22 protein-coding genes are annotated in these 22844 nt (G+C 67.9%); 13 read left to right on the top strand and 9 right to left on the bottom strand.

Annotated features, from left to right (window positions below):
- Window positions 1–141: 141 nt before the first annotated feature.
- Complete coding sequence (locus VM780_RS12320) at window positions 142–495, bottom strand: hypothetical protein (protein WP_325447730.1); 354 nt, start codon at window positions 493–495, stop codon at window positions 142–144.
- Between the two features lie 202 nt (window positions 496–697).
- On the opposite strand from VM780_RS12320, the gene VM780_RS12315 reads away from it, so the two are divergent.
- Window positions 698–1630, top strand: a complete 933-nt coding sequence (locus tag VM780_RS12315; protein ID WP_325447728.1) for a DMT family transporter — start codon at window positions 698–700, stop codon at window positions 1628–1630.
- Between the two features lie 30 nt (window positions 1631–1660).
- Here the strand turns inward: VM780_RS12315 and VM780_RS12310 are convergent, their stop codons facing one another.
- Window positions 1661–3334 (bottom strand): formate--tetrahydrofolate ligase, encoded by a 1674-nt coding sequence (locus tag VM780_RS12310; RefSeq protein ID WP_325447726.1) that lies wholly within the window; start codon window positions 3332–3334, stop codon window positions 1661–1663.
- A 177-nt stretch (window positions 3335–3511) separates the two neighbouring features.
- Window positions 3512–3676, bottom strand: a complete 165-nt coding sequence (locus tag VM780_RS12305) for a hypothetical protein (RefSeq protein ID WP_325447724.1) — start codon at window positions 3674–3676, stop codon at window positions 3512–3514.
- A 360-nt stretch (window positions 3677–4036) separates the two neighbouring features.
- Here VM780_RS12305 and VM780_RS12300 point away from each other — a divergent pair, with 360 nt between their 5' ends.
- Window positions 4037–4198 (top strand): Flp family type IVb pilin, encoded by a 162-nt coding sequence (locus tag VM780_RS12300; protein WP_325447723.1) that lies wholly within the window; start codon window positions 4037–4039, stop codon window positions 4196–4198.
- 77 nt (window positions 4199–4275) lie between these two features.
- Here the strand turns inward: VM780_RS12300 and VM780_RS12295 are convergent, their stop codons facing one another.
- Window positions 4276–4752, bottom strand: coding sequence for a pilus assembly protein N-terminal domain-containing protein (locus VM780_RS12295; RefSeq protein ID WP_325447722.1), 477 nt, complete (start codon window positions 4750–4752; stop codon window positions 4276–4278).
- A gap of 387 nt (window positions 4753–5139) precedes the next feature.
- On the opposite strand from VM780_RS12295, the gene VM780_RS12290 reads away from it, so the two are divergent.
- The 9 genes from VM780_RS12290 (at window position 5140) to VM780_RS12250 (ending at window position 14072) form a co-directional block, all read left to right on the top strand.
- Window positions 5140–5301, top strand: a complete 162-nt coding sequence (locus tag VM780_RS12290) for a Flp family type IVb pilin (RefSeq protein ID WP_183395122.1) — start codon at window positions 5140–5142, stop codon at window positions 5299–5301.
- A gap of 185 nt (window positions 5302–5486) precedes the next feature.
- Window positions 5487–5987, top strand: coding sequence for an A24 family peptidase (locus VM780_RS12285; RefSeq protein WP_325447718.1), 501 nt, complete (start codon window positions 5487–5489; stop codon window positions 5985–5987).
- Between the two features lie 166 nt (window positions 5988–6153).
- Window positions 6154–6936, top strand: coding sequence for a Flp pilus assembly protein CpaB (gene cpaB / locus VM780_RS12280; RefSeq protein WP_325447716.1), 783 nt, complete (start codon window positions 6154–6156; stop codon window positions 6934–6936).
- A gap of 68 nt (window positions 6937–7004) precedes the next feature.
- Complete coding sequence (locus VM780_RS12275) at window positions 7005–8480, top strand: type II and III secretion system protein family protein (RefSeq protein WP_325447714.1); 1476 nt, start codon at window positions 7005–7007, stop codon at window positions 8478–8480.
- 26 nt (window positions 8481–8506) lie between these two features.
- Window positions 8507–9244 (top strand): CpaD family pilus assembly protein, encoded by a 738-nt coding sequence (locus VM780_RS12270; protein ID WP_325447712.1) that lies wholly within the window; start codon window positions 8507–8509, stop codon window positions 9242–9244.
- Window positions 9245–9256: 12 nt separating this feature from the next.
- Entirely contained in the window at window positions 9257–10546 is a 1290-nt protein-coding gene (locus VM780_RS12265; protein WP_325448778.1) for a CpaE family protein, read from the top strand.
- 23 nt (window positions 10547–10569) lie between these two features.
- The gene (locus tag VM780_RS12260; protein ID WP_325447710.1) at window positions 10570–12048 is read left to right on the top strand and encodes a CpaF family protein; all 1479 of its coding nucleotides are present in this window, start codon (window positions 10570–10572) and stop codon (window positions 12046–12048) included.
- Between the two features lie 25 nt (window positions 12049–12073).
- Window positions 12074–13051 (top strand): type II secretion system F family protein, encoded by a 978-nt coding sequence (locus VM780_RS12255; protein WP_325448776.1) that lies wholly within the window; start codon window positions 12074–12076, stop codon window positions 13049–13051.
- A 46-nt stretch (window positions 13052–13097) separates the two neighbouring features.
- Window positions 13098–14072 carry a type II secretion system F family protein gene (locus VM780_RS12250; protein ID WP_325447708.1) on the top strand — a complete coding sequence of 325 codons (975 nt, stop codon included), beginning with the start codon at window positions 13098–13100 and terminating at the stop codon, window positions 14070–14072.
- Between the two features lie 9 nt (window positions 14073–14081).
- On the opposite strand, the gene VM780_RS12245 is transcribed toward VM780_RS12250, so the two are convergent.
- The 5 genes from VM780_RS12245 to VM780_RS12225 form a co-directional block, all read right to left on the bottom strand.
- Window positions 14082–15242, bottom strand: coding sequence for an osmoprotectant NAGGN system M42 family peptidase (locus VM780_RS12245; protein WP_325447706.1), 1161 nt, complete (start codon window positions 15240–15242; stop codon window positions 14082–14084).
- Between the two features lie 154 nt (window positions 15243–15396).
- A complete protein-coding gene (gene ngg, locus VM780_RS12240; protein ID WP_325447705.1) occupies window positions 15397–17133 on the bottom strand; it encodes an N-acetylglutaminylglutamine synthetase in 1737 nt (578 codons plus the stop codon).
- 35 nt (window positions 17134–17168) lie between these two features.
- The gene (locus VM780_RS12235; protein WP_325447704.1) at window positions 17169–18941 is read right to left on the bottom strand and encodes an N-acetylglutaminylglutamine amidotransferase; all 1773 of its coding nucleotides are present in this window, start codon (window positions 18939–18941) and stop codon (window positions 17169–17171) included.
- A gap of 104 nt (window positions 18942–19045) precedes the next feature.
- Window positions 19046–19384 carry a hypothetical protein gene (locus VM780_RS12230; RefSeq protein WP_325447703.1) on the bottom strand — a complete coding sequence of 113 codons (339 nt, stop codon included), beginning with the start codon at window positions 19382–19384 and terminating at the stop codon, window positions 19046–19048.
- A 54-nt stretch (window positions 19385–19438) separates the two neighbouring features.
- On the bottom strand, window positions 19439–20446 hold the full coding sequence (locus VM780_RS12225; RefSeq protein ID WP_325447701.1) for an NAD(P)H-quinone oxidoreductase: 1008 nt from the start codon (window positions 20444–20446) through the stop codon (window positions 19439–19441).
- A 153-nt stretch (window positions 20447–20599) separates the two neighbouring features.
- Here VM780_RS12225 and VM780_RS12220 point away from each other — a divergent pair, with 153 nt between their 5' ends.
- Together VM780_RS12220 and VM780_RS12215 are read left to right on the top strand one after the other, a co-directional pair.
- The gene (locus VM780_RS12220) at window positions 20600–21964 is read left to right on the top strand and encodes a leucyl aminopeptidase family protein (RefSeq protein WP_325447699.1); all 1365 of its coding nucleotides are present in this window, start codon (window positions 20600–20602) and stop codon (window positions 21962–21964) included.
- Window positions 21965–21998: 34 nt separating this feature from the next.
- Window positions 21999–22841 (top strand): C40 family peptidase, encoded by an 843-nt coding sequence (locus VM780_RS12215; RefSeq protein ID WP_325447697.1) that lies wholly within the window; start codon window positions 21999–22001, stop codon window positions 22839–22841.
- The last annotated feature ends 3 nt before the right edge of the window (window positions 22842–22844 follow it).

The raw sequence follows: 22844 nt of genomic DNA, 5'->3' as shown, positions 1-22844 counted from the left end.
GCCGATGCTCCGGGGCGTGGAATGATCGCCGCCGAGAGGTTTTTTAATACCCCACAAGGCGCCAATCGCGGTGAAGTCGTGTGAAGGAGCCGCCGGCTCTGGGCTGCTATTGGGCGGCTGTCCGAATCGCCACGACCGGCTTCACCGCCGCTTCGAGAGGCGCCGCGCGTTCGCCCGCACCGTGCGATGAACCGGGGCCAGCGCGGCCTCGCCCGCCGCGACCATCAGGCCGGCCGCCGCGACGGGTCCGACGGCGGTCGCCAGCCCGCCGAGGATCTGACCTGCGGCCACTGTGCCCTCGAAGGTGGCCGCGAGCTTCTCCGTGACCATGCGATAGTTCTCACGCGCGCCGCGCGAGGTTGGTCTGCCGCCTTCAGCGACCATGCTGCCGAGGCGGCTGGCGACCACGAAGCCCGCGAACGGCGCCATGGCCGCATAGCCGGTCGCAAGAGCCGCCTGCCGTCGCCAAAGCTCGAGAAGCTCAAAGGGGTCCATAAGTGTCCCGCTCGTCTGACGCCAGGCGATGATCGCTGCGTCGCAGCAATCTAACACCCGGCGGGCCACTTCCGTTCAGCGTCGTCGTCGCACGCCAGACCTGCGCGGCCGGAGCGGGTCCGCTTTGCGCCCCCGCGCGTTGACCGGAGCCGGCGGAAGCTGCCATAGGGCGCGCCCCGTCCGCACGCACGCGCGAAGCCCGATGATCGCCATCTTGGAACGCATCGGATCGAACCTGTTCCAGCGGCCTTACCTGCTGCTGTCGCTGACGTCGCTGTTCTGGGCCGGCAACCTTGTGCTTGGGCGGTTCGTCGCCGGGCACGTGCCGCCAGTGACGCTCGCCTTCGCGCGCTGGGCCGGCGCGTTCACTCTGCTCATCGGTTTCGCGCTGCCTCATCTGCGGCGCGACTGGCCCGCGATCCGCGGCAGTCTCGGCCGGCTGTCGCTGATGGCCCTCACCGGGATCGGCGCCTACAACACGCTCGCCTACTGGGGCCTGCAGAGCACCGAGGCCCTGAACGCGCTGCTGATCCAGTCGACCGGCCCGCTGCTGATCGGCGTCTGGACCGCGCTGCTGTTCCGCGACCTGATGAGCCGCGCCCAACTGCTCGGCGTTCTGGCCTCGCTTGTGGGCGTGGCGGTGATCGTCAGCCGGGGCGATCTGGCTTCGCTGGCGCGCATTCATCTCAACGCGGGCGACCTCGCCATCCTGATCGCCATGGTGATCTATGGGCTATATTCGGCGCTGCTGAGACTGAAGCCGCCGATGCACTGGCTGTCGTTCCTGACGGCCACGATCGGTCTCGGGGCTCTGTTCCTGGTCCCGCTTCTGGTCGCGGAACTCAGCTCCGGGCGCACCATCATGCTCGACGCCACCACCGCAGGCGCGATCGCCTATGTGGCGATCTTCCCCTCCACGCTGGCCTATCTGTTCTTCATCCGCGGCGTAGAGCTGATCGGCGCAAACCGCGCCGGGCCGTTCTTCCACCTGATGCCGCTGTTCGGCGCGATCATGGCGATCGCCTTCCTGGGCGAGCGCCCGCAGCCGTTCCACGCGGTCGGCTTCGCGCTGATCCTCGCCGGCGTCGCAATAGCGGCGCGACGCCGGACGTCGAAAATGGCGCAAGAGGTCTGACGCGGCGGTCGGGCCGGCCGCGGTTCAGACTTACGCGATGCCGTCGATCGTGCCGTCCGGCAGCAGCTTGATGTTCGCCGAGGCGGGGACTTTCGGAAGTCCCGGCATGGTCATGAGGTCGCCGCAGATGACCACCACGAAGCCCGCGCCCGCCGACAGGCGAACCTCGCGGATCGGCAGCGTGTGGCCGGTCGGCGCGCCAAAGGCGGTCGGGTCCGCGGAGAAGGAGTTCTGGGTCTTGGCGATGCAGACCGGGAACTTGCCGTAGCCGGCGTCCTCCCACTCCTTGAGCTGCTTCTTGATCGCCGCGGAGGCCTGCACCTTGTCGGCGCGGTAGATCTCCTTGGCGATGGTCTCGACCTTCTGCAGCAGCGGCATGTCGTCGGGGTAGAGCGGCTTGAAATCGGCCGTCTGCTCGCTTGCGACCCGGACGACCTCGCGCGCCAGCGCCTCGGCCCCCTTGCCGCCGTCCGCCCAATGCCGGCAGACCACGGCCTCGACGCCGAAGTCGCGCCGCACGGCGGTCTGGAGCGCCTCGATCTCCGCGTCCGTGTCGGCCACGAAGTGGTTGATCGCCACCACGACCGGCACGCCGAACTTCTTCACGTTCTCGATGTGCCGCCCGAGATTGGCGAGACCGGCCTTGAGCGCCTCGACATTCTCCGTCTTGAGGTCGTTCTTGGCCATGCCGCCATGCATCTTGAGCGCACGGACGGTCGCGACGATGACCACCACGTCCGGCGAGAGCCCGGAGAAGCGGCACTTGATGTCCATGAACTTCTCGGCGCCGAGATCCGCGCCGAAGCCGGCCTCCGTCACCGTCCAGTCCGCGAGCTTCATCGCCGTCGAGGTGGCGATCACCGAGTTGCAGCCATGGGCGATGTTGGCGAACGGGCCGCCATGGATGAACACCGGCGAGCCGTCGATCGACTGCACCATGTTCGGCCGCAGCGCGTCGCGCAGCAGCACGCCGAGCGAGCCCTGCGCGTCGACGTCCTTCGCGGTGATTGGCTTCCGGTCGGGCGTGTAGGCGACCACGATGCGGCTGATGCGCTCCTCGAGGTCGTGCAGGTCCTTCGCCAGGCAGAAGATCGCCATGATCTCGGACGCGACCGTGATGTCGAAGCCGGCCTCGCGGGTGTAGCCGTTGGTCGGCGCGCCCACGCCGGAGATGATCTGGCGCAGCGTGCGGTCATTCATGTCCAGCACGCGGCGAAACACGATCCGGCGCGGGTCGATGTTGAGCGGATTGCCCCAGTAGAGCGAGTTGTCGACCAGCGCGGCGAGCAGGTTGTTGGCGCTGGTGATGGCGTGGAAATCGCCGGTGAAGTGCAGGTTGATCTGCTCCATCGGCACGACCTGCGCCTTGCCGCCGCCGGCCGCGCCGCCCTTGACGCCGAACACCGGACCGAGCGACGGCTCGCGCAGGCACATGATGGCCTTCTCGCCGATCAGGTTCAGCGCGTCGCCCAGCCCCACCGTCGTGGTGGTCTTGCCTTCGCCGGCGGGCGTCGGGCTGATCGCCGTCACCAGCACGAGCTTGGCGTTTGGCTTCTCCGGAAGTTCGGCGATGAAACGGTCGTCGACCTTCGCGATGTGCTTGCCGTAATTGTGGAGCGCGTCCTCGGGAACGCCGACCTTGGCTGCGATCTCGACGATCGGCTTCAGTTCGGCCGCACGGGCGATCTCAATGTCGGTCGGCATTCAGCAACGGCTCCAGCGGAAGAAAAGTCGGCCCGACCACGCCGGGCGGGCCGCTGTTTTGGCCCGCCGTCGCGGGCGCCGCAAGCCGGTGGTTCGCTGCATCGCAATGCGCGCGACGAAGGTATGACCCGAGACAGCGCAAGATGCGCCAAGATGTTTCTCAGGAAGAAAAAAATTCTACTGGATCAGGCCCATCGCCCGGAGCGCCTGACTCGCCAAGGTCAGAAAGGCGGCGTCCAGAACCGCGAAGCCGAGCGCTAGGACAGGCAGCGTCGTTGCGCTGCTCCGCGTTTGTCGCCGGCTCCGGGTCGGCAGATTGGCGTCACGAGACTGATCGCTCATGCGGCTCTCCTCGCTTGGCTCCCGCCCGGAAGGTTCTGGGCAGAACCTGAAGCCTGCGCGCGCAATAGTTGACGAAAAATGACCGACGACTAAATGCGCCCGAGGGTGACGCTCATTGCGCCCGCGAGTCGGCAAGATTTCTGAAGACTGGCCGCCGAGAGGAAGCTTCAGCGGGAGGTACTGATCCGCCAATTCGCGGGTGATATAGATTTTTGGTTTAAATGCGAGTTTCGCTGACGGGATTTACGTAATCTCAATGTCGGGTCGGTAGCGTTCAATTGTTCCCCGCGAGCCGACGACATCCAGAGGACGCGCGACGGGGGGAACTGTCGTCATCTCCGCGGATCAGGAGTGTTTCGCATGAGCATCATCAAGCGTTTCGCCAAGGACCAGTCCGGCGCCACCGCGATCGAATACGGCCTGATCGCGGTCGGCATCGCGATCACCATCATCGCCGTCGTCAGAGGCGTCGGCGGCTCCCTGAACAGCGCCTTCACCAACGTCAACACCGGTCTGAAGTAAGCGCCGCAGCAGGCGATCATCTTCGTAGGTCACCTCGGCCGTCCGGAACGCTCCGGGCGGCCGAATTATTTTGCGAGCTACTCGGAGCGGCTGCCGCTCGACATGCCGTTGCGCTGGGTGATCTGCGTAGCGGTCGCCGAGAAGGCCTCGGCGTTGTCGCCGATCGACAGAACGGGCTCGCAGCGCGGGTTGCAGGCGAAGCTCTCGCGCTTCCCGCCCTTCTGAACCACCAACGTTCCGTCCGCCGGGCGGCCGACATTGACGATGGTCTCGCTGAGCACCGCCCCGCCGCCGTCGAGCAGCATGATGTTGGTCGAGCCGAAGCTCTTGCCGGTGACGACCAGGACGCCATTGCGCTGCGTGGTGGCGTCGGCGATCAGCGGATTGCCGATGATGACGGTGGCGGTTCCTTCGGGAGCGCGCATGATGCTGGCGCGGTCCACGGCCACGCTGAGCGTGTCCTGGGCCGCGAGGGCCGGCTGGCTAAGTACTCCTACGGACAAGGCGCCGAACAGGCCGCCAATGCGCAGCATAACCGCAAGAGAGGAGGTCATGAGGTCGTTCCCCAAAATTCGTGCGCCCATTGAAGCGAAATTGGGTGAACGAAACCCTAAGACCGTTCGCCTTCTTCGCCACGGACCCCATCTGCAGGCGCCTTCAAGGCCGCGCGGCGACCCGGGTCGCTTTCAACTATCATGACAAGTTCGGTTCAGCTTTGACTAAACCTTATGTATTTACCTCCCAAGTATATATCAATCTCAGCGATCTTCTAAACCATGCCTTAACCGTATTTCGTCGTGTTTTGAATCACATAATAATCGCTTTTCAGATTAACCCAATTGCAACTGCGGCGCGCTATTCCTTGAAGCGTTCCCGGCGCCCAGTGCATGGATGAACGGGACAGGAGCAGTCGCAACCTCCGGCAACCAGGGATTTCGGTTATGAGCATCATCAAGCGCTTCGCTAAGGACCAGTCCGGCGCCACCGCGATCGAGTACGGCCTGATCGCCGTCGGCATCGCCATCACGATCATCGCGGTCGTCCGCGGCGTCGGCGGCTCCCTGAACACCGCCTTCACCAACGTCAACAGCAACCTTCAGTAATCGCCGGCCGTCGGGGGTTCTGCTCGACGCTCCTCGGCCGGGACCGCGCCAGCGCGGTCCCGGTCCGTCGTCGAAGAGAACTCCCCGACCGGCGCGGGCCGCAAACCGCCCGACCCGTAAGCCTCATTCGTCCCTTGTTAGCGATTTCGCCGTATCAACGGCCTGGTTCCGCGCGGGGCGACGCCATGCTTGAAACATTCGTCGTCGTGGTTCTGCCGGCGCTCGTTGTGGTGGCGGCGGTCTCCGACCTGATGACCATGACGATCCCGAACGCGCTGGTTCTGGTGGTCATCGCCGCGTTTGCGGCGACCGCCCCGCTCGCCGGCCTCGACCTCGCGGCGATCGGCGGCCATATCGCCGCGGCCGCGCTCGTGCTTTTCCTCGGGCTGCTTCTGTTCATTCCGGGCTGGATCGGCGGCGGCGACGCGAAGCTCGCCGCGGCCCTGGCCCTGTGGCTCGGCTTCGACCCGCTGCTGACGTGGTTCGTGCTGTTCGCGCTGTTCGGCGGCGCGCTGACGCTCGCCACGCTTTACTATCGCTCGGCGCCGCTGCCGCGGCGGCTCAGCCGGGTCGAGTGGCTCGAGCGGCTGCATCATCCAAAGTCGGGCGTGCCCTATGGCGTCGCGCTCGCCGCCGGCACCCTTGTGCTCTGGCCCGATACGAGTTGGTTCGCCGGACTTGGCTGATCGGCGCCTCGACAGAGGTTTAGTGCGCCGCCGGCAAAGACTAATGAGCGCTCTATAATGGCGTCAATCGGCGACCTCCTGTTAACCATGAATTGACGTTTGGCTGTTTAGCTCGATCCAAGAAATCAGGCGCTCCGCCGGGAGCCTCGATGTTCGGGGGACGATCATGACAGCCGCACGTCTCGTGGTCCTCGCGATAGCGCTGATCGCCGCCGCGGGAGCCGCGATGCTGGCGGGCGGCTCAGGCAATGACGGGCCGACCCAGGCGCAGGCGCCAATGGAGACCGTCGACATCCTGGTCGCGGCCAGCGACATCGGAATGGGCGGAGCGGTCCGGGCCGAGGATGTGCGCTGGCAGGCCTGGCCGAAGGACGCCGCCAACGCCGCCTTCGTGCAGAAGTCCTCGTCCCCGAACGCCATTCAGGACACGGCCGGTTCCATCGCGCGGGCGCCGTTCGTCGCCGGCGAGCCGATCCGCCCCGACAAGCTGATCAAGGGCAGCGGCTCCGGCTACATGGCGGCGATCTTGCCCTCAGGCATGCGCGCCATCTCGATCGAGATCTCTCCGGAAACCGGCGCCGGCGGCTTCATCCTGCCGAATGACCGCGTCGACGTGATACTCACCCGCAAGCTCTCCGGGCCGAACGGCCGTGACGAGTCCTATTCAGAGACGCTGTGCCGGAACGTCCGGGTGCTGGCGATCGACCAGACCGTCGAGGACAAGGACGGCCAGAAGGTGGTGGTCGGCAAGACCGCCACGCTCGAGCTGACGCCGATGCAGACCGAGCAGCTCGCGCTCAGCCGGCAGCAGGGCGCGATCGCGCTTGCGCTGCGCTCGCTGGTCGACTCCGGCGAGCAGGTCGACGCCTCGGGCGAGCCGGCGGGCGACCGCGGCGGCAAGGTCACTGTGGTCCGCTACGGCGTGGCCAACGGCGGGGGCGGCCGCTGACCATGGACCTCAATCCTGCATCCGCCCCTCCCAGCCGCTCAGCCCTGCCCGAAGCGAAGAGCCTCGCGATGCCTACTGAGAACCGCATCCGCATGACCGGCCTCGTGACGCGCGCCCTGCGAGCCCTGCTCGTGGCGACCAGCACGCTGGCGCTCGCGACTCCGCACGCCGCCTTCGCGGCGGATCCGGCCTATCTCGATGGCGGCGGCTACGGCGCAGCGGGCGACAGCCGCATCGATCTCGGCATCGGCAAGTCCTACGTGGTCACGCTGCCGCGGGATGCGAAAGAGGTCTTCGTCGCCGATCCGACCGTCGCCAACGCCGTCGTGCGCTCCGCCCGCAAGGCCTATCTGATCGGCGCCGGCCCGGGCCAGACCGACGTCAAGTTCCTGGACAATGATGGGCGCGAGATCGCGTCCTACGAGGTCTCGGTGTCCCGCGACGTGGGCTCGATCCGGTCCTCGATCAGCCGCTCGATCGACGGCGCGAATATCCGCGTCGAGGGCGTCGGCGATGGGGTGGTGGTGACCGGGTCCGTCAAGTCGGCGCAGGAGGCGCAGACCGCGATCGACATCGCCGGCGGTTACATGGCCGATCCCAAGAAGGTCGTGAACGCGCTGCGCATCGAGAACCAGGACCAGGTCATGCTGAAGGTCAAGGTTGTCGAGATGCAGCGCGAGGTGCTGAAGCAACTCGGCATCGACTACGCGGCCAACGGCCTCGACATCTTCGGCGCGAAGGTCGTCGGCGCGACGCTGTTCCCGTTCAGCGCGACCGGGACCGTGCCGAGCAACCTGTTCAACCCGCTGCTGAATGGCGGAAAGGGCACGATCACCAATCCCGCCGTCGGCTTCTTCAATAAGAAGAACACCTTCGGCAGCCAGCTGCAGGCGCTGGAGCGCAACGGCGTGTCCCGGACGCTCGCGGAGCCGACCCTGACGGCGATCTCCGGCGAGAGCGCGAAATTCCTGGTGGGCGGCGAGTTTCCGATCATCACCGGCATCGACGCCGACACCCGGACCGCGACCGTCACCTTCAAGGAATTCGGCGTGGGGCTGAACTTCACGCCCGTCGTCCTCTCGGGCGGCAGGATCAGCCTCAAGGTGGCGACCGAAGTCAGCGAGATCGACAACAGCACCTCGGTGACGATGTCGGGCACCACGATCCCGGGCCTGAAAACCCGTCGCGCCGACTCCACGATGGAGATCCCGTCCGGCGGCTCGCTCGTGATGGCCGGACTCATCCAGCAACAGACCAAGCGCGCCGTGAACGGCCTGCCGGGACTGATGAAGCTGCCGGTGCTGGGCCAGCTGTTCCGCTCCAATGACTACCAGCGGAACGAGACCGAACTCGCGATCTTCGTCACGCCCTACATCGCCAAAGCGGCGGCGCCGCAGAAGCTCGCCAGCCCGGACGACGGCTTCGCGGAGCCGACGGATCAATCGAACATTCTGCTCGGGCGCCTGAACCGGCTCTACGGCATCCCCGGAGAGATCGACCCGAACACCGTGAGCCACCGCCACGGCGGCTTCATTCTCGACTGAGCTCGCTCCGAGCGGAGTATCCCAAGATGACCCTGCAGCGTCAGTCTCAGTTCAAGAAATCGCTCGCCGCCGGCGCGCTCCTCGCCTCAACCTTTGCGCTTGCGGGCTGCCACGGCGACCGCATCGTGGCCGACGCCTATCCGCAGACATATGAGCAGCGGCATCCGATCGTTCTCGCCGAGGGGGCGGCCCGGCTGGACCTCCCAGTCGGCGGCGGCCGGCGAGGGCTGACGGAGCGCCAGCGGGACGACATAAGGGCGTTCGCGGCGGACTGGCGCAAGAACGGGCGCGGGCCGGTCGGCATGCTGGTCCCGGCTGGCGGAGCGAGCGCAGGGGCGGCCGATTACGCCATTCCGGCGATCCGCACCACGCTTGCGGCGGCCGGCGTTCCCGCCACCGCGATCATCAGCCAGCGCTATCCGGCCGACGCTCCGGGCGTCGCCCCGGTGAAGCTCGGCTTCGTCAAGCTGAAGGCCGAAGTGCCGCATCCCTGCGGCCTGTGGCCCGAGGATCTCGGCCATGGCGCCGGCGATCTCTACGGCGAGACGCAGAACCGGGAGTACTGGAACTTCGGCTGCGCCACGCAACAGAATCTGGCCGCCCAAGTGGCTGATCCGGAAGATCTTGCGAGGCCGCGCACCGAGACCGCCATCTATGCGGCCCGCCGCCAGACGGTCATGGAGAAGTACAAGGCAGGTACCGACACGACGACCGACTACCGTCAGTCAGACGTCCAGGTCAGCACCATCGGCGGCGGAAACTAAGCGGGACGCATGATGATTAAGCACGTCCAAGAGCAAGTCGGCGGTTTCGGAAGCCAGGCGGAGGGGCCCGGCGCCGCGGCCGCCCAGGTGATCGCCCCGCTTCCCCGCGTCTCGATCCAGGCCTTCTGCGAGACCCCGGAGATCGCGCGGCTGATCGAGCAGTCGACCTCCGACCGCCGCATGGAGAAGGCGCACGTCAAGGTCCAGATGGGCGGCGGTCTCGCCGCCTCCGAGGCCTACAAGAACGCGCCGACGCCGAACGTCATCGTCGTCGAGGGCGACGCGCACCGTGAGCGTCTGCTGGAGACGCTCGATCGGCTTTCCGACGTCTGCGACAACGACACCAAGGTCGTCGTCATCGGACAGGTCAACGACGTCCTGCTCTACCGCGAACTGATGCGGCTCGGCGTCAGCGACTATCTGGTGCCGCCTTTCGGGGTGGTCGACCTGGTGCGTTCGCTTTCTGAGATCTTCCGCGCCCCGGGAGCCGATCCGGTGGGGCGGACCGTCGCCTTTGTGGGCGCCAAGGGCGGCGTCGGCGCTTCGACGATCGCCCACAATGTATCGTGGGCGATCGCCCGCCAGCTGAAGCTCGACTGCGTCGTCATCGACCTCGATCTCGCCTTCGGGACCGCCGGCCTGGATTTCAACCAGGATCCGCCGCAGGGCGTGGCCGAGGTGGTGTTCGCGCCCGACCGGCTCGACGCGGCGCTGGTCGACCGCCTGCTCTCGAAGTGCACCGAACAGTTGAGCCTGCTCGCCGCGCCCGCGACGCTCGATCGCGTCTATGACTTCCACGAGGACGTGTTCGACCCGCTGCTCGAGATCCTGCGGTCGAACGTCCCCTGCGCGGTGCTCGACATTCCGCATGTCTGGACCGCCTGGTCCAAGCGCGCGCTGATCGCAGCCGATGAAGTCGTGCTGGTGGCGAGCCCCGACCTCGCCAATCTCCGCAACGCGAAGAACATGATCGACCTGCTGCGGGCCGCGCGGCCGAACGACGCCGCGCCGCGTCTGGTGCTCAACCAGGTGAACGTGCCGAAGCGGGCCGAGATCAAGCCGGGCGACTTCGCAAAGGCTCTCGATCTGCAGCCTTCGGCGATCGTCGCCTTCGATCCGCAACTGTTCGGAACGGCCGCCAACAACGGTCAGATGATCGCCGAGACCTCGCCGTCCAACAAGGTCAACGAGGCCTTCCTGGATCTGGCGAAGAAGCTGACCGGCAAGAGCGAGGCGCGCCGCGTCAAGAAGACGATGCTCGACCCGATCATGGCGCGCATCAACTGGAAGAAGGCCGGCTGAGCCGGCCGCGAGCGGAGCGAACGATGTTCGGAAAGCGTGGGTCCACGGTCACGCCTCCCACGGGCGGCTTCGGCCGGACGTCGGGCAATGGCGAGTTCGGCGCGCCGCTGATCCCCGTCGCCCCGATCGCGCCGGCGCCGGCGGCGGCGCAGACGGAGACGCGGTCGACGACGCCGTCGCCTCCCACGCCCTCCGAGGCGAGGCGCACGGACGATTATTTCCAGACCAAGAGCCGGATCTTCGGCGCGCTGATCGAAGCGATCGACCTCGCCCAGCTCGCGCGCCTCGACACGGAGAGCGCGCGCGAGGAAATCCGCGACATCGTCAACGAGATCATCGCGATCCGAAACGTCGTGATGTCGATCGCCGAGCAGGAGGAGCTGCTCGAGGACATCTGCAACGACGTGCTCGGCTATGGGCCGCTCGAGCCGCTGCTGGCGCGCGACGACATCGCCGACATCATGGTGAACGGCGCCGAGCGGACCTACATCGAAGTCCAGGGCAAGGTGCAGAACACCCATGTCCGCTTCCGCGACAACGCCCAGCTGCTGAACATCTGCCAGCGCATCGTCAGCCAGGTTGGCCGGCGCGTCGATGAGAGCTCGCCGATCTGCGACGCGCGCCTCCCGGACGGCTCCCGCGTCAACGTCATTGTGGGACCGCTGGCGCTCGACGGCCCGACGCTCACGATCCGCAAATTCAAGAAGGACAAGCTGACGCTCGATCAGCTCGTCCGATTCGGCTCGATCAGCCCGGAAGGCGCGGAGATCCTCAAGATCATCGGCCGGGTCCGCTGCAACGTGCTGATCTCCGGCGGCACGGGCTCCGGCAAGACCACGCTGCTCAACTGCCTGACGCGCTACATCGACGAGGACGAGCGCATCATCACCTGCGAGGACGCAGCCGAGCTTCAACTGCAGCAGCCCCACGTCGTCCGCCTCGAGACCCGGCCGCCGAACCTCGAAGGCGAGGGCCAGGTCACGATGCGCGACCTCGTGAAGAACTGCCTGCGCATGCGCCCTGAGCGCATCATCGTCGGCGAGGTGCGCGGACCGGAATCCTTCGACCTGCTGCAGGCGATGAACACCGGCCATGACGGCTCGATGGGCACGCTGCACGCCAACTCGCCGCGCGAAGCGCTGTCGCGCCTCGAGAGCATGATCACGATGGGCGGCTATTCTCTGCCCTCGAGGACGATCCGCGAAATGATCACCACCTCGGTCGACGTGGTGATCCAGGCCTCGCGCCTGCGCGACGGCTCGCGCCGCATCACCCACGTCACGGAGGTGATGGGGATGGAGGGCGACGTCATCATCACCCAGGACATCCTCGTCTACGACATCCTCGGCGAGGACGCGAACAAGCGCCTGATCGGGCGCCACAGGTCGACCGGAATCGGCCGCCCGCGCTTCTGGGAGCGCGCCCGCTATTTCGGCGAGGAGAACAGGCTGGCGGCTGCGATCGACGCGATGGACGTCGACGCCGGCTCCCGCGTGGCATGAGGACGCCGAAGAAGGCTGCGCGATGATGATCTCCGCCAACCTCGCCTTCATCCTGCTCGCCGGCATCGCGGCCGCTGGCGCGGCTTACGCTCTGCTCTACCCCTACCTGACCGGGGCGGCCCGTCTGGAGAAGCGCCAGAAGATGGTCGGGCTCGACCGTCGGCGGAGCGTCTCGCCGGCGATCGTGGCCGACAGCCTGCGGCGCGGCCAGGTGGCGGACAGCCTGAAGGCGCTCGACGAGCGCCAGAAGCGGATCAACCGGCCGACCCTCGACATGCGCATCGCGCAGGCGGGGCTGACCTGGTCCAAGGAGAAATTCTACGTCATCAGCGCCGGGATCGGGGCGGCGCTCGCCTTCGGGGCGTTCATGGCGACCGGCGACTGGCGCATCGCTGCGGCCCTCGGCTTCGTCGGCGGGCTGGGCGCGCCGCGCTGGGTGCTCTCGTTCCTCAAGAAGCGGCGCATCAACCGCTTTCTCACTGAGCTCCCCAACGGCGTCGAGGTTATTCTGCGCGGCCTGAAGTCGGGCCTTCCGCTCGGCGACTGCATCCGCATCGTCGCCAACGAGGCTCAGGAGCCCGTGAAGTCGGAATTCCGCAAGATCGTCGAGGAGCAGACCGTCGGCATTCCACTCGCTGAGGCGGCGGGCAAGCTCTACGAGCGCATGCCGGTCTCGGAAGCGAACTTCTTCGGCATCGTGATCGCGATCCAGTCCAAGGCGGGCGGCAGCCTGTCGGACGCGCTCGGCAACCTCTCGAAGGTGCTGCGCGACCGCAAGAAGATGAAGCAGAAGATCCAGGCGCTCAGCATGGAGGCGAAGGCGTCGGCGTCGATCATCGGCGCGCTGCCGCTGATCACCATCGGCGCGATCTCCTACACCAGCCCGAGCTACATGGAGCTGATGTGGAGCACCGGAATCGGCCGCGCGATGCTGGTGCTGTCGGCGGCCTGGATGCTGACCGGCATCCTGGTCATGCGGAAGATGATCAACTTCGACTTCTGAGCCCGCCTCTGGCGGAAATGGCGCGGCGCGCAACGGGGACCGGCAGATGGTCGAGCAGATCTTCAGGACCATTAACGATCCGCACGCGATGGCCGCGCTTCTCGCCGGGATCGCGGCCATCGCGACGGTGCTGACCTTCGCGATGCCGTTGCTCGCCGGCAACCCGCTCGACAAGCGCATGAAGGCGGTGGCGACGGAGCGCTCCAAGATACGCGCGCGCGAGCGGGAACGGCTCGCCCGCGGCGAGCGCCGCGGCCTGAAGCGCGAGCCCAAGGCCTACATGCAGAACATCGTCAGCCAGTTCAATCTGACGAAACATCTGGGCACGGACGACGCCAAGGAACGGCTGCAGATGGCCGGCTACCGTGGACAGAGCGCGATGGTGGCCTTCCTATTCTTCCGGTTGGTGGCGCCGCTCGTCTTCCTCGCCTTCGCGCTGTTCTACCTCTTCGTCATCAACGATTTCGGCTTGTCGCCGCTGATCCGGGTCGGGGGCGCGGTGTTCGCGGCATATCTCGGCGTGAAAGCTCCGGAGCTGTTCCTCAAGAACCAGACCCAGAAGCGCCAGTCCTCGATCAAGAAGGCGTTCCCCGACGCGCTCGATCTGATGCTGATCTGCGTCGAGTCCGGCATGTCGATCGAGGCGGCGTTCCGCAAGGTCGCCGACGAGATCGGTTCCCAGTCGGTGCCGCTCGCCGAGGAGCTGACGCTCGCCATGGCCGAGATGGCCTACCTGCAGGACCGCCGGCTGGCTTACGAGAACCTCGGCCTGCGCACCGGCCTCGACAACGTCAAGGCGGTCGGAACGGCGCTGATCCAGGCCGACAAATACGGCACGCCGATTGGGCAGGCGCTGCGCGTCCTCGCCCAGGACAGCCGCGACACCCGCATGGCGGACGCCGAGAAGAAGGCGGCCGGGCTGCCGCCCAAGCTCACCGTGCCGATGATCGTGTTCTTCCTGCCCGTGATCTTCATCGTGATCCTCGGGCCGGCCTACATCCAGGTCATGGCGGTCAAGTAGAGGCGCCGGCTACTCGCGCGGCGGGAGTTCTTCGGCCGGTTCGATGTCCGGCTCCGCCGGCGCGGTCGGCTGATGCGGGAAGCCCTCGATCGAGCCGAGCGGCTTAGCGTCGCGCTTGATCTCGATCGGACTCGTCACCCAGGCGGTCATCAGCTCCGCGAGCGAGCGCAGGGCATGCATGTGAATGCGCTCATAGCCGTGGCTCGCGTCCACCCCGAAGGTCGCCAGCGCCGTGCGCACGTCGGCGCCGGCCTCGATCGCCGACGCGCTGTCTGAACGGTAGTAGCGGAACACGTCGCGCTGGTGCCGGATGTCGTTCTCGCGCGCGAGCCGGATCAGGTCGTGCGTCAGGTGGTAGTCGAACGGGCCGGTCTGGTCCGCCATCGCGATCGTGACGCCGAACTCGTCGCTGGCCTGGCCGGGAGCGGTCGTGCCGTTGTCGATCGTCACCATCGCGGCGACGTCGTGCGGCAGCACGGCGGAGGCGCCGACTCCGACCTCCTCGGCGATCGACAGCACCCACCAGGTGTCGACCGGCGGCTTCACATCGGACTCCACCACGGCCTTCAGCGTGGCGAGCAGGATCGCCACGCCGGCCTTGTCGTCGAGATGGCGCGAGACGATGAAGCCGTTGTCGAGGAACTCGGCCTGCGCGTCGATCGCCACCACGTCGCCCACGTGGAAGCCGAGACGCTGCAGATCGGCGACGTCGCGCACCAGCGCGTCGACCCGGATCTCCACATAAGGCCAGCCGGTCGGCTGCGTGTCGACCTCATCCGCAAAGGTGTGGCCGGAGGCCTTGAGCGGCAGGATCGAACCCCGATAGGCGCCCTGTTCGGTGAAGATCGTGCAGCGGGCGCCTTCGGCGAAGCGGGCCGACCAGTTGCCGATCGGCACGACCTCCAGCCGGCCGTTCGGCTTGAGCAGCTTCACCTGAGCGCCGAGCGTATCGAGATGCGCGATCAGCGCCCGGGATGGATCCTTGGCCTTGCCCTTGAGCTTCGCCCGGATGGCTCCGCGTCGCGTCACCTCGGGCTCGACGCCGAGCCGGACCAGTTCGTCCACCACGGCGTGCGTGATGCTGTCGGTGAAGCCGCTGGGGCTCGGGATCTTGAGCAGCCCGCGGAGCTGTTCGGCGAGATAATCGATGTCGACGTCAAGACGCGGCATGGGAGCTCGGGACCTGCTGGGTCTCATGCGGACCGAATCGGGAGGCGTCGTCTTACCACGGAGCGCGGCGGCGCTTGCAGGGCGGCGGACCTGGCGACTGCTCGACGCCCAGTCTAACGCCCCGGCGGTCCGAGATGTTCGGCGTCAGCCCAGATCAGCTCCGCCCGATGCGCCGAACGGCGGCCGGCATGGAGAGCGGGAACAGCAGGTCCACAAAGCGCTCCGCCGTCGGCTGCGGCTCATGGTTGGCGAGGCCCGGCCGCTCATTGGCTTCGATGAAGGCGTATTCGGGCTCCCGCGGCGAGCGCACGATGAAGTCGACGCCGACGACCGGGATGTCGATGGCGCGCGCCACCGTCACGGCCGCCTCCACCAGCCGGGCGTGAACCATGCCGGTGACGTCGTGGATGGTGCCGCCGGTGTGCAGATTGGCGGTCTTGCGGACAGTGATCGCCCTGCCGTCCGGCGCCACGTCGTCGAGCGCGAAGCCGGCGGCCTGAACCGCGCGTTCGGTCTCCTCGTCCATAGGGATCGAGCTTTCGCCGCCTGTCGCGGCGGCGCGGCGGCGGCTCTGGGCGGCGATCAGCTCGCGGATCGTGGTCCGGCCGTCGCCGATGACCTCCGCCGGCCTCCGGATCGCGGCCGCGACCAGCTTGAAGTCGATCACGATGAGCCGGAGGTCGTCGCCTTCCGCCTTGCTCTCCACGATCACGCGGTCGCAATAGGCGCGGGCGCGCTCGACCGCGCGCTCGACCTCCGCGATGGTCTCTAGGCCGACCGAGATGCCGCGCCCCTGCTCGCCACGCGCGGGCTTCACCACCACCGAACCGTGCCGGGCGAGGAACTCCGCGAGCTGCTCTCGATCGTTGGCCTCGATCTGCTCCGGCACGGCCACGCCGGCCCGCGCGACGGTGCGGCGCGTCACGGCCTTGTCGTCGCAGATCGACATGGCGACGCCGTTGGTGAGCTCGCTCAGCGACTCCCGGCAGAGGATCGAGCGGCCGCCATGGGTCAGCCGGAAGAAACCGCCTTCGGCGTCCACGACCTCGACTCCGATGCCGCGCCGTCGCGCCTCGTCGACGATGATCTTGGCGTAGGGGTTCAGGCCCTCGACGCCGGGGTCGCCGACGAACAGCCGCTCGTTGATGTAGTTCCGCCGCTTCACCGAGAACGTCATGATGCGGGAGAAGCCCAGCTTCTCGTAGAGCCCGATGGCCAGTTCGTTGTCGTGCATCACCGACAGGTCCATCGTGCCCCTGCCGCGCTTCTGGAAGAACTCCGCAAGCCGCCGAACGAGCGTCTCGCCGATCCCGGGATGGCGAGCCTGGGGGTCGACGGCGAGGCACCAGAGCGACGACCCGCCGTCCGGGTCCCCGAAGGCGGCCGCGTGGTCGACGCCCATCACGGTCCCGATGACTTCGTTCGAGCGGGCGTCGACGGCGATCAGGTGGACCAGCTCCTCGCGGTCCTGCGAGCGCTCGTAAAAATCCGGCGGAGCGCAGACCATCTGGCGGGCGGCGTAGATCCGGTTCACGGTTTCGACGTCGCGGGCGCTTTCGATCGGCCGCACCGTGAAGGCGCGCTGGCCGCGCTTCGACGGCCGGTAGAGGGACAGGTCCAGCCGGAACATGTGGGACGGATCCAGGAACAGCTCGAGCGGCGCCTGGGCGAGCAGCACGTGCGGATCGTCGACATAGACCGCGATGTCGCGCCGGTCCGGGCCTTCCTCGCGCAGTTCCTCGGCCAACGCCGCGGGGTCCCCGAAGGTCTGCGCGAACAGCAGGCGGCCCCAGCCGCAGTCGACGATCGCATTGGCCTGGGGGCTCGCGGGCGGCGCGATCCGCTCGCCTGCTGCCGGCTGGCTGTTCGCGGCCGATAGCGTCATGAGCATGAGTCCTCGTTCCTCGATCTTGCGGATCGGCGCAGTCAGACGCCGTGCGTCTGCAGCCAGACCTCGAGCAGGGCGCACTGCCAGAGCTCGGAGCCCTTCAGCGGCGTGATGTGGGCCGTCGGATCGGCGAACAGCGTGTCGAGATATTCCGGGCGGAACAGGCCGCGCGACCGGGCGGCCTCGCTGCCGAGCGCGTCGCGGACCATCTCGAGCGTCTTGCCTTCGAGATATTTCAGGCCCGGAACCGGGAAATAGCCCTTCGGCCGGTCCACCACCTCTTTCGGCACGACATGCCGCGCGAGGTCCTTGAGCACGCCCTTGCCGCCGTCAGCGAGCTTGTGCTCGCCCGGGATGCGGGCGGCGAGCTCGACGAGTTCATGATCGAGAAACGGCACCCGCGCCTCAAGCGAGTGCGCCATCGTCATGTTGTCGACCCGCTTCACCGGGTCGTCGACCAGCATCACGGTGCTGTCGAGCCGCAGCGCCTTGTCGACGGCGTCGGGCGCGCCCGGCATGTCGAAATGTTCTTCCACGAAGGCGCGGGCATGGTCGGCGCCGGCGTATTCCTCGGTGACGTGCGCGAGGAAGCGTGCGTGATCGCGGTCGAAGAACGCCTTGGCGTAGGCGGCGGCCGGGTCGTTCGCCGCGGCGACCTTCGGATACCAGTGGTAGCCGGCGAAGATCTCGTCCGCGCCCTGGCCGCTCTGCACGACGGTGACGTGCTTCCGGACCTCCTCGGAGAGCAGGTAGAAGGCCACGCAGTCGTGGCTCACCATCGGCTCCGACATCGCCTCGATCGCGCCGGGCAGCGCGTCCAGCATCCGGCTCTCCTCGATGGAGATCTTGTGATGCGTCGTGCTGAAGCGCTCGGCGATCAGGTCGGAATATTTGAACTCGTCGCCTTCCTCTCCGCCGCGCGCCTCGAAGCCGATCGAGAAGGTCTCGATATGGTTGTGGCCGAGCTCCGCCAGCAAGGCGACCACGAGGCTGGAATCGACCCCACCTGAGAGCAGCACGCCGACCGGCACGTCAGCCACCATGCGGCGGGCGACCGCGGTTCTGAGCGAGCCGTGGATCTCCTCGCGCCACTCGTCGAAGGAGCGGGCGACGTCGGCGGCGGACCGCGCGTAGAAGACGGTCCAGTAGACCTCTTCCTTGGTGCGGCCGTCGGGCTCGTAGATGCGCAGGGTCGCGGGCGGCAGCTTGCGCACGCCGGCCAGAATGGTGCGGGGCGCCGGGACGACCGAATGGAAGGTCATGTAGGCGTTGAGCCCTACCGGATCGATCGAGGTGTCGACGCCGCCCGCCCTCAGCAGCGCCGGCAGCGAGGATGCGAAGCGCAGCCGTCCCGCGCCTTCGGAGAGATAGAGCGGCTTGATGCCGAGCCGGTCGCGCATCAGGATCACGCGACCGGTGTCGCGCTCGTGGATCGCGATTGCGAACATGCCGAAGAGCTTCTTCGGCAGCTCGGTTCCCCAGGCGCGCCAGCCTTTGCTGATCACCTCGGTGTCGCCGTCGGAGAAGAACGCGTAGCCCTTGGCCTCGAGCTCGGCCCTGAGCTCCTTGTGATTGTAGATGCAGCCGTTGAACACGATGGTGAGCCCGAGAGCGGGGTCCACCATCGGTTGCTCGGCCTTCTCGCTGAGATCTATGATCTTCAGCCGGCGATGCCCGAAAGCGACCCGGCCGCGGGCCACCACGCCGTCGCCGTCCGGCCCGCGCGCCGTCATGCAGCCGGTCATGGCCGTGACGGCCTCGACCGACGCCGGCTGGCCGAGGAAGGTCACCTCACCGCAGATTCCGCACATTTCCCGCCGCGTTCCTCTTCCTTGAGTGCACTGCACCTAAGGCGGAAGTCGCGAAAAGCGAGTCTGCGCAGTTCCCTCGGCAGGCCCAAAAGCTGGGCGCGCGCTCAGCCCCCGGGACGAGACGGCGCGAGCGGGTCCCGATAGGCTGGCTGCCGAAACGCCCTCGGCCACAGCTGTTCCTCGGAGCAGTTGCGCTGGACAAACAGCCGGGCGTCGTCCCAGCTCATCTGCCCCGGTCGCTGCCGCGCTTTGGGCGCAGCGTAGTAGGCGAGCAGGCCCCTGGCCTGGGCGCACTTCGCCCTAAGCGGCCCCAACGCGGCTTGCTCGCGCGCGATAGCCTCGGCGCGCGCGAGCCGCGCGTAATACGCGTACGCGCTCAGCCCGACATAGCCGATGACCGTCAGGCAGGTGACGGCGAGGAGCGTCTTGAGGAAGCGGTTCAATTCCGGGGCCGCGGGTGACGGAGCCGGCATCCTGCTTGAGAAGGCCTATGTGGCTCAAGCCTTCGTGGTCGTGAGGACGATCTTGCCCATATGCGAGCTCTCCTCCATCAGGCGGTGTGCATCGGCGGCCTTCTCGAGCGGGAAGGTGGCGTGCACGATCGGCTTCGCCTTGCCGGCCGCGACCAGCGGCAACGCCTCGCGCTTCAGCGCCTCGGCGATCTTCGCCTTCTGCGCGGTCGGCCGGGCGCGCAGGGTGGAGCCGGTGACGGTCAGGCGCTTCAGCATGATTGGCGTCAGATCGATCTGAACCTTCGGGCCCTGCATGAAGGCGATCTGCACCAGCACCCCGTCGGGCGCGAGCGACTTGATGTTCTTGTTGGTGTATTCGCCGCCGACCATGTCGAGGATGACGTTGACGCCCTTGCCGCCGGTCTCCTCCTTCAGCACGGCCTGAAAGTCTTCGCTGCGGTAGTCGATGCCGCGCTTGGCGCCGAGCGTCTCGCAGAACGCCGCCTTCTCCGGGCCGCCGGCCGTCGCATAGGCGGTCGCGCCGCGGGCGACGGCGAGCTGGATCGCCGTGGTGCCGATGCCCGAGGTCCCGCCATGAACCAGAAAGCTTTGGCCTTCCTTGAGGCCGGCGCGCTCGAACACATTGGTCCAGACGGTGAAGAAGGTCTCCGGCAGCGCGGCGGCCTCCGTCAGTGATAGCCCCTCGGGGACCGGGAGGCATACGGCCGCGGGCGCGACGGCGTATTCCGCGTAGCCGCCGCCGGTCAGCAGCGCGCAGACCTGGTCGCCGACCTTGAGATCGGTCACGCCCGCGCCGAGCGCCGCGACGCGGCCCGCAACCTCGAGGCCAAGCGTCTCGGGCGCGCCGGGAGGGGGCGGATACATGCCCTTGCGCTGCATCACGTCCGGCCGGTTCACGCCGGCGGCTGCGACCTCGATCAGCACCTCTCCTTCGCCGGGCGCGGGGACCGGGCCGCGCGCCGGGACCAGCACCTCGGGGCCGCCGTCGCCTTCGGCGCGCACATAGGTCATCTCGGTCGGCAGGTCGGTCATCGCTGCGGCCTCTCGGGCTTCGTGTTCCGGAATCCGGCACAGGGTGTGGCGCGACAGGCGCCACAGAGCAAGGCCGGCCGCGACCGCGATGACGCGCGGCGCCGAAATATGCGATGACGGCCGCCGGTTCGCGTTTCGCCCGAGGACATGCCGATGCCGCCGATCTTCGCCGCCCCGTCCGAGCCCACGACGCCGGTCTGGTTCGTCGCTGCAGGCGAGGAGCTTCCGGAGGCGGCGCGCGGCTGGGCGGCGGCCACCGGCTTCGAGGCGAGCCCCGGCGGCTGCCTGCTCGTGCCGGACAGCGCCGGCGGCCTCAAGGGCGTCGTCTTCGGGACCGAGGGCGCGAAGGCGCGCAGCCGAAATCCCTTCCTTGCCGGCAAGCTCGCCGGCGCGCTGCCGGCGGGCGCATACCGGCTGGAAGGCGCGATCGCAGATCCGCGGCTCGCCACGCTCGCCATCGCGCTCGGGTCCTATCGCTTCGCCCGCTACCGCAAGGCGGAGCCGAAGGAGATCCGCATCGCGCTTCCTGACGGCGTGGACGCCGCGGAGGTCGAGCGGGCGGTGGCGGCGACCTTCCTCGGCCGCGACCTCGTGAACACGCCGGCGAACGATCTCGGCCCCGAGGAGCTCGAAACCGCCATCCGCGAACTCGCCGTCCGGCACGGCGCCGAAGTCTCATCGATCGTCGGGGACGCGCTGCTCGACGAGAACTTCCCGCTGGTTCACGCGGTCGGCCGCGCGTCGCCGCGCGCGCCGCGGATCGTCGATCTGCGCTGGGGGCGGGCGGACCATCCGAGGGTGACGCTGGTCGGCAAGGGCGTGTGCTTCGACACCGGCGGGCTCGACATCAAGCCGGGCTCCGGCATGCTGCTGATGAAGAAGGACATGGGCGGCGCGGCGGCGATGATTGCGCTCGCCGAGATGGTGATGGGCGCGAAGCTCCCTGTGCGGCTGCGGCTGATCGTCGGCGCCGTCGAGAACTCGATCTCCGGGAACGCCTTCCGGCCGGGCGACGTCTATCCGAGCCGCAAGGGCCTCAGCGTCGAGATCGGCAACACCGACGCCGAGGGGCGGCTGGTGCTCGCCGACGCGCTCGCGCTCGGCGACGAAGAGGCGCCGGAAATCATGGTCGACGCTGCGACCCTGACCGGCGCGGCCCGGGTCGCGCTCGGGCCGGACCTGCCGCCGCTCTACACCGACGACGACGTTTTCGCCGAAGACCTGCTGCGGCACGCCGCGGCCGAGCATGACCCGCTGTGGCGGCTGCCGCTCTGGAACGCTTACGACGATCTGCTGTCGTCCAAGATCGCGGACGTGAACCATATCTCGGGCGGCGCATTCGCAGGCTCCGTCACCGCAGCGCTGTTCCTGCGGCGCTTCGTCGACAAGGCCGCGACCTGGGCCCATCTCGACATCTTCGCCTGGAACCCCTCGGCGAAACCCGGGCGGCCGGAGGGCGGCGAGGTGCAGGCCGCGCGCGCGCTCGCGGCGCTGCTCGAGGAAAGGTACCGCCGGTGACGCGGTCCGGCGCGCTGCGCGGGCGCGATCGCTGATGCGTCCGCTCGATCCCCGCACCACCCCGGCCCGGCCGGACGTCGCCGCCGCTCACCTCAAGGGCAAGGTCGAGGCGCTCCGCTTCGTCGCGGGCGACCGGCGGCGGGTGGCCGTCGGCCATGTCGGCCTCCGGCGCGCGCCGAATCCTGACGCGCCGCTCGAGACCGAGGCGCTGTTCGGCGAGGAGGTCACCGTCTATGACGAGCTCGAAGGCTGGTCCTGGCTGCAGCTCGCGGGCGACGGCTATGTCGGCTACGCGCCCTCGGCGGCGCTGAGCGGGGAGCTCGGTCCGGGCCCCACGCACCGCGTCTCAGCGCTTCGGACGCTGCTGTTTCCGATCGCCTCCATCAAGGCTCCGCCGGTCGACGCGCTGTCGATGAACGCGCGGGTCTCGGTCGTGGACGAAGACGGCCGTTTCGCCGTGCTCGACACCGGGGCCTATGCGATCGCCGCGCATTTGGCGCCGCTAGACGCCTTCGAGGCGGACCCGGTCGCGGTCGCCGAGCGCTTCATCGGCGCGCCCTATCTGTGGGGCGGCCGCACGAGCCTCGGCCTCGACTGCTCCGCGCTCGTCCAGCTCTCGCTCGCCGCCTGCGGCACAAAGGCGCCGCGCGACACCGACATGCAGGAGGCGGCGCTGGGAGAGGCCATCCCGCTCGACACGGCGCGCCGCGGAGATCTCGTGTTCTGGAAGGGGCACGTCGCGCTTCTGCGTGACGCCCGCTCCATCGTCCACGCCAACGCCCACGCGATGGCGGTCGCAGTCGAGCCGCTCGGCGCCGCCATCGCTCGCATCCAGGCGGCCGGCGACGAGGTCAGCAGCGTTCGTCGGCTCGACTGAGGC

Origin of the sequence: Hansschlegelia sp., assembly GCF_035538955.1 — a bacterium.
Lineage (GTDB): Bacteria > Pseudomonadota > Alphaproteobacteria > Rhizobiales > Methylopilaceae > Methylopila.
This window is presented reverse-complemented; position numbering and strand designations above follow the sequence as displayed.

What these genes read in the sequence shown, in the direction of transcription:
- VM780_RS12320 (WP_325447730.1), bottom strand. Translation starts at nt 495, where the DNA reads ATGGACCCCTTTGAGCTTCTCGAGCTTTGGCGACGGCAGGCGGCTCTT.
- VM780_RS12315 (WP_325447728.1), top strand. Translation starts at nt 698, where the DNA reads ATGATCGCCATCTTGGAACGCATCGGATCGAACCTGTTCCAGCGGCCT.
- VM780_RS12310 (WP_325447726.1), bottom strand. Translation starts at nt 3,334, where the DNA reads ATGCCGACCGACATTGAGATCGCCCGTGCGGCCGAACTGAAGCCGATC.
- VM780_RS12305 (WP_325447724.1), bottom strand. Translation starts at nt 3,676, where the DNA reads ATGAGCGATCAGTCTCGTGACGCCAATCTGCCGACCCGGAGCCGGCGA.
- VM780_RS12300 (WP_325447723.1), top strand. Translation starts at nt 4,037, where the DNA reads ATGAGCATCATCAAGCGTTTCGCCAAGGACCAGTCCGGCGCCACCGCG.
- VM780_RS12295 (WP_325447722.1), bottom strand. Translation starts at nt 4,752, where the DNA reads ATGACCTCCTCTCTTGCGGTTATGCTGCGCATTGGCGGCCTGTTCGGC.
- VM780_RS12290 (WP_183395122.1), top strand. Translation starts at nt 5,140, where the DNA reads ATGAGCATCATCAAGCGCTTCGCTAAGGACCAGTCCGGCGCCACCGCG.
- VM780_RS12285 (WP_325447718.1), top strand. Translation starts at nt 5,487, where the DNA reads ATGCTTGAAACATTCGTCGTCGTGGTTCTGCCGGCGCTCGTTGTGGTG.
- cpaB (WP_325447716.1), top strand. Translation starts at nt 6,154, where the DNA reads ATGACAGCCGCACGTCTCGTGGTCCTCGCGATAGCGCTGATCGCCGCC.
- VM780_RS12275 (WP_325447714.1), top strand. Translation starts at nt 7,005, where the DNA reads ATGCCTACTGAGAACCGCATCCGCATGACCGGCCTCGTGACGCGCGCC.
- VM780_RS12270 (WP_325447712.1), top strand. Translation starts at nt 8,507, where the DNA reads ATGACCCTGCAGCGTCAGTCTCAGTTCAAGAAATCGCTCGCCGCCGGC.
- VM780_RS12265 (WP_325448778.1), top strand. Translation starts at nt 9,257, where the DNA reads ATGATTAAGCACGTCCAAGAGCAAGTCGGCGGTTTCGGAAGCCAGGCG.
- VM780_RS12260 (WP_325447710.1), top strand. Translation starts at nt 10,570, where the DNA reads ATGTTCGGAAAGCGTGGGTCCACGGTCACGCCTCCCACGGGCGGCTTC.
- VM780_RS12255 (WP_325448776.1), top strand. Translation starts at nt 12,074, where the DNA reads ATGATCTCCGCCAACCTCGCCTTCATCCTGCTCGCCGGCATCGCGGCC.
- VM780_RS12250 (WP_325447708.1), top strand. Translation starts at nt 13,098, where the DNA reads ATGGTCGAGCAGATCTTCAGGACCATTAACGATCCGCACGCGATGGCC.
- VM780_RS12245 (WP_325447706.1), bottom strand. Translation starts at nt 15,242, where the DNA reads ATGCCGCGTCTTGACGTCGACATCGATTATCTCGCCGAACAGCTCCGC.
- ngg (WP_325447705.1), bottom strand. Translation starts at nt 17,133, where the DNA reads ATGCTCATGACGCTATCGGCCGCGAACAGCCAGCCGGCAGCAGGCGAG.
- VM780_RS12235 (WP_325447704.1), bottom strand. Translation starts at nt 18,941, where the DNA reads ATGTGCGGAATCTGCGGTGAGGTGACCTTCCTCGGCCAGCCGGCGTCG.
- VM780_RS12225 (WP_325447701.1), bottom strand. Translation starts at nt 20,446, where the DNA reads ATGACCGACCTGCCGACCGAGATGACCTATGTGCGCGCCGAAGGCGAC.
- VM780_RS12220 (WP_325447699.1), top strand. Translation starts at nt 20,600, where the DNA reads ATGCCGCCGATCTTCGCCGCCCCGTCCGAGCCCACGACGCCGGTCTGG.
- VM780_RS12215 (WP_325447697.1), top strand. Translation starts at nt 21,999, where the DNA reads ATGCGTCCGCTCGATCCCCGCACCACCCCGGCCCGGCCGGACGTCGCC.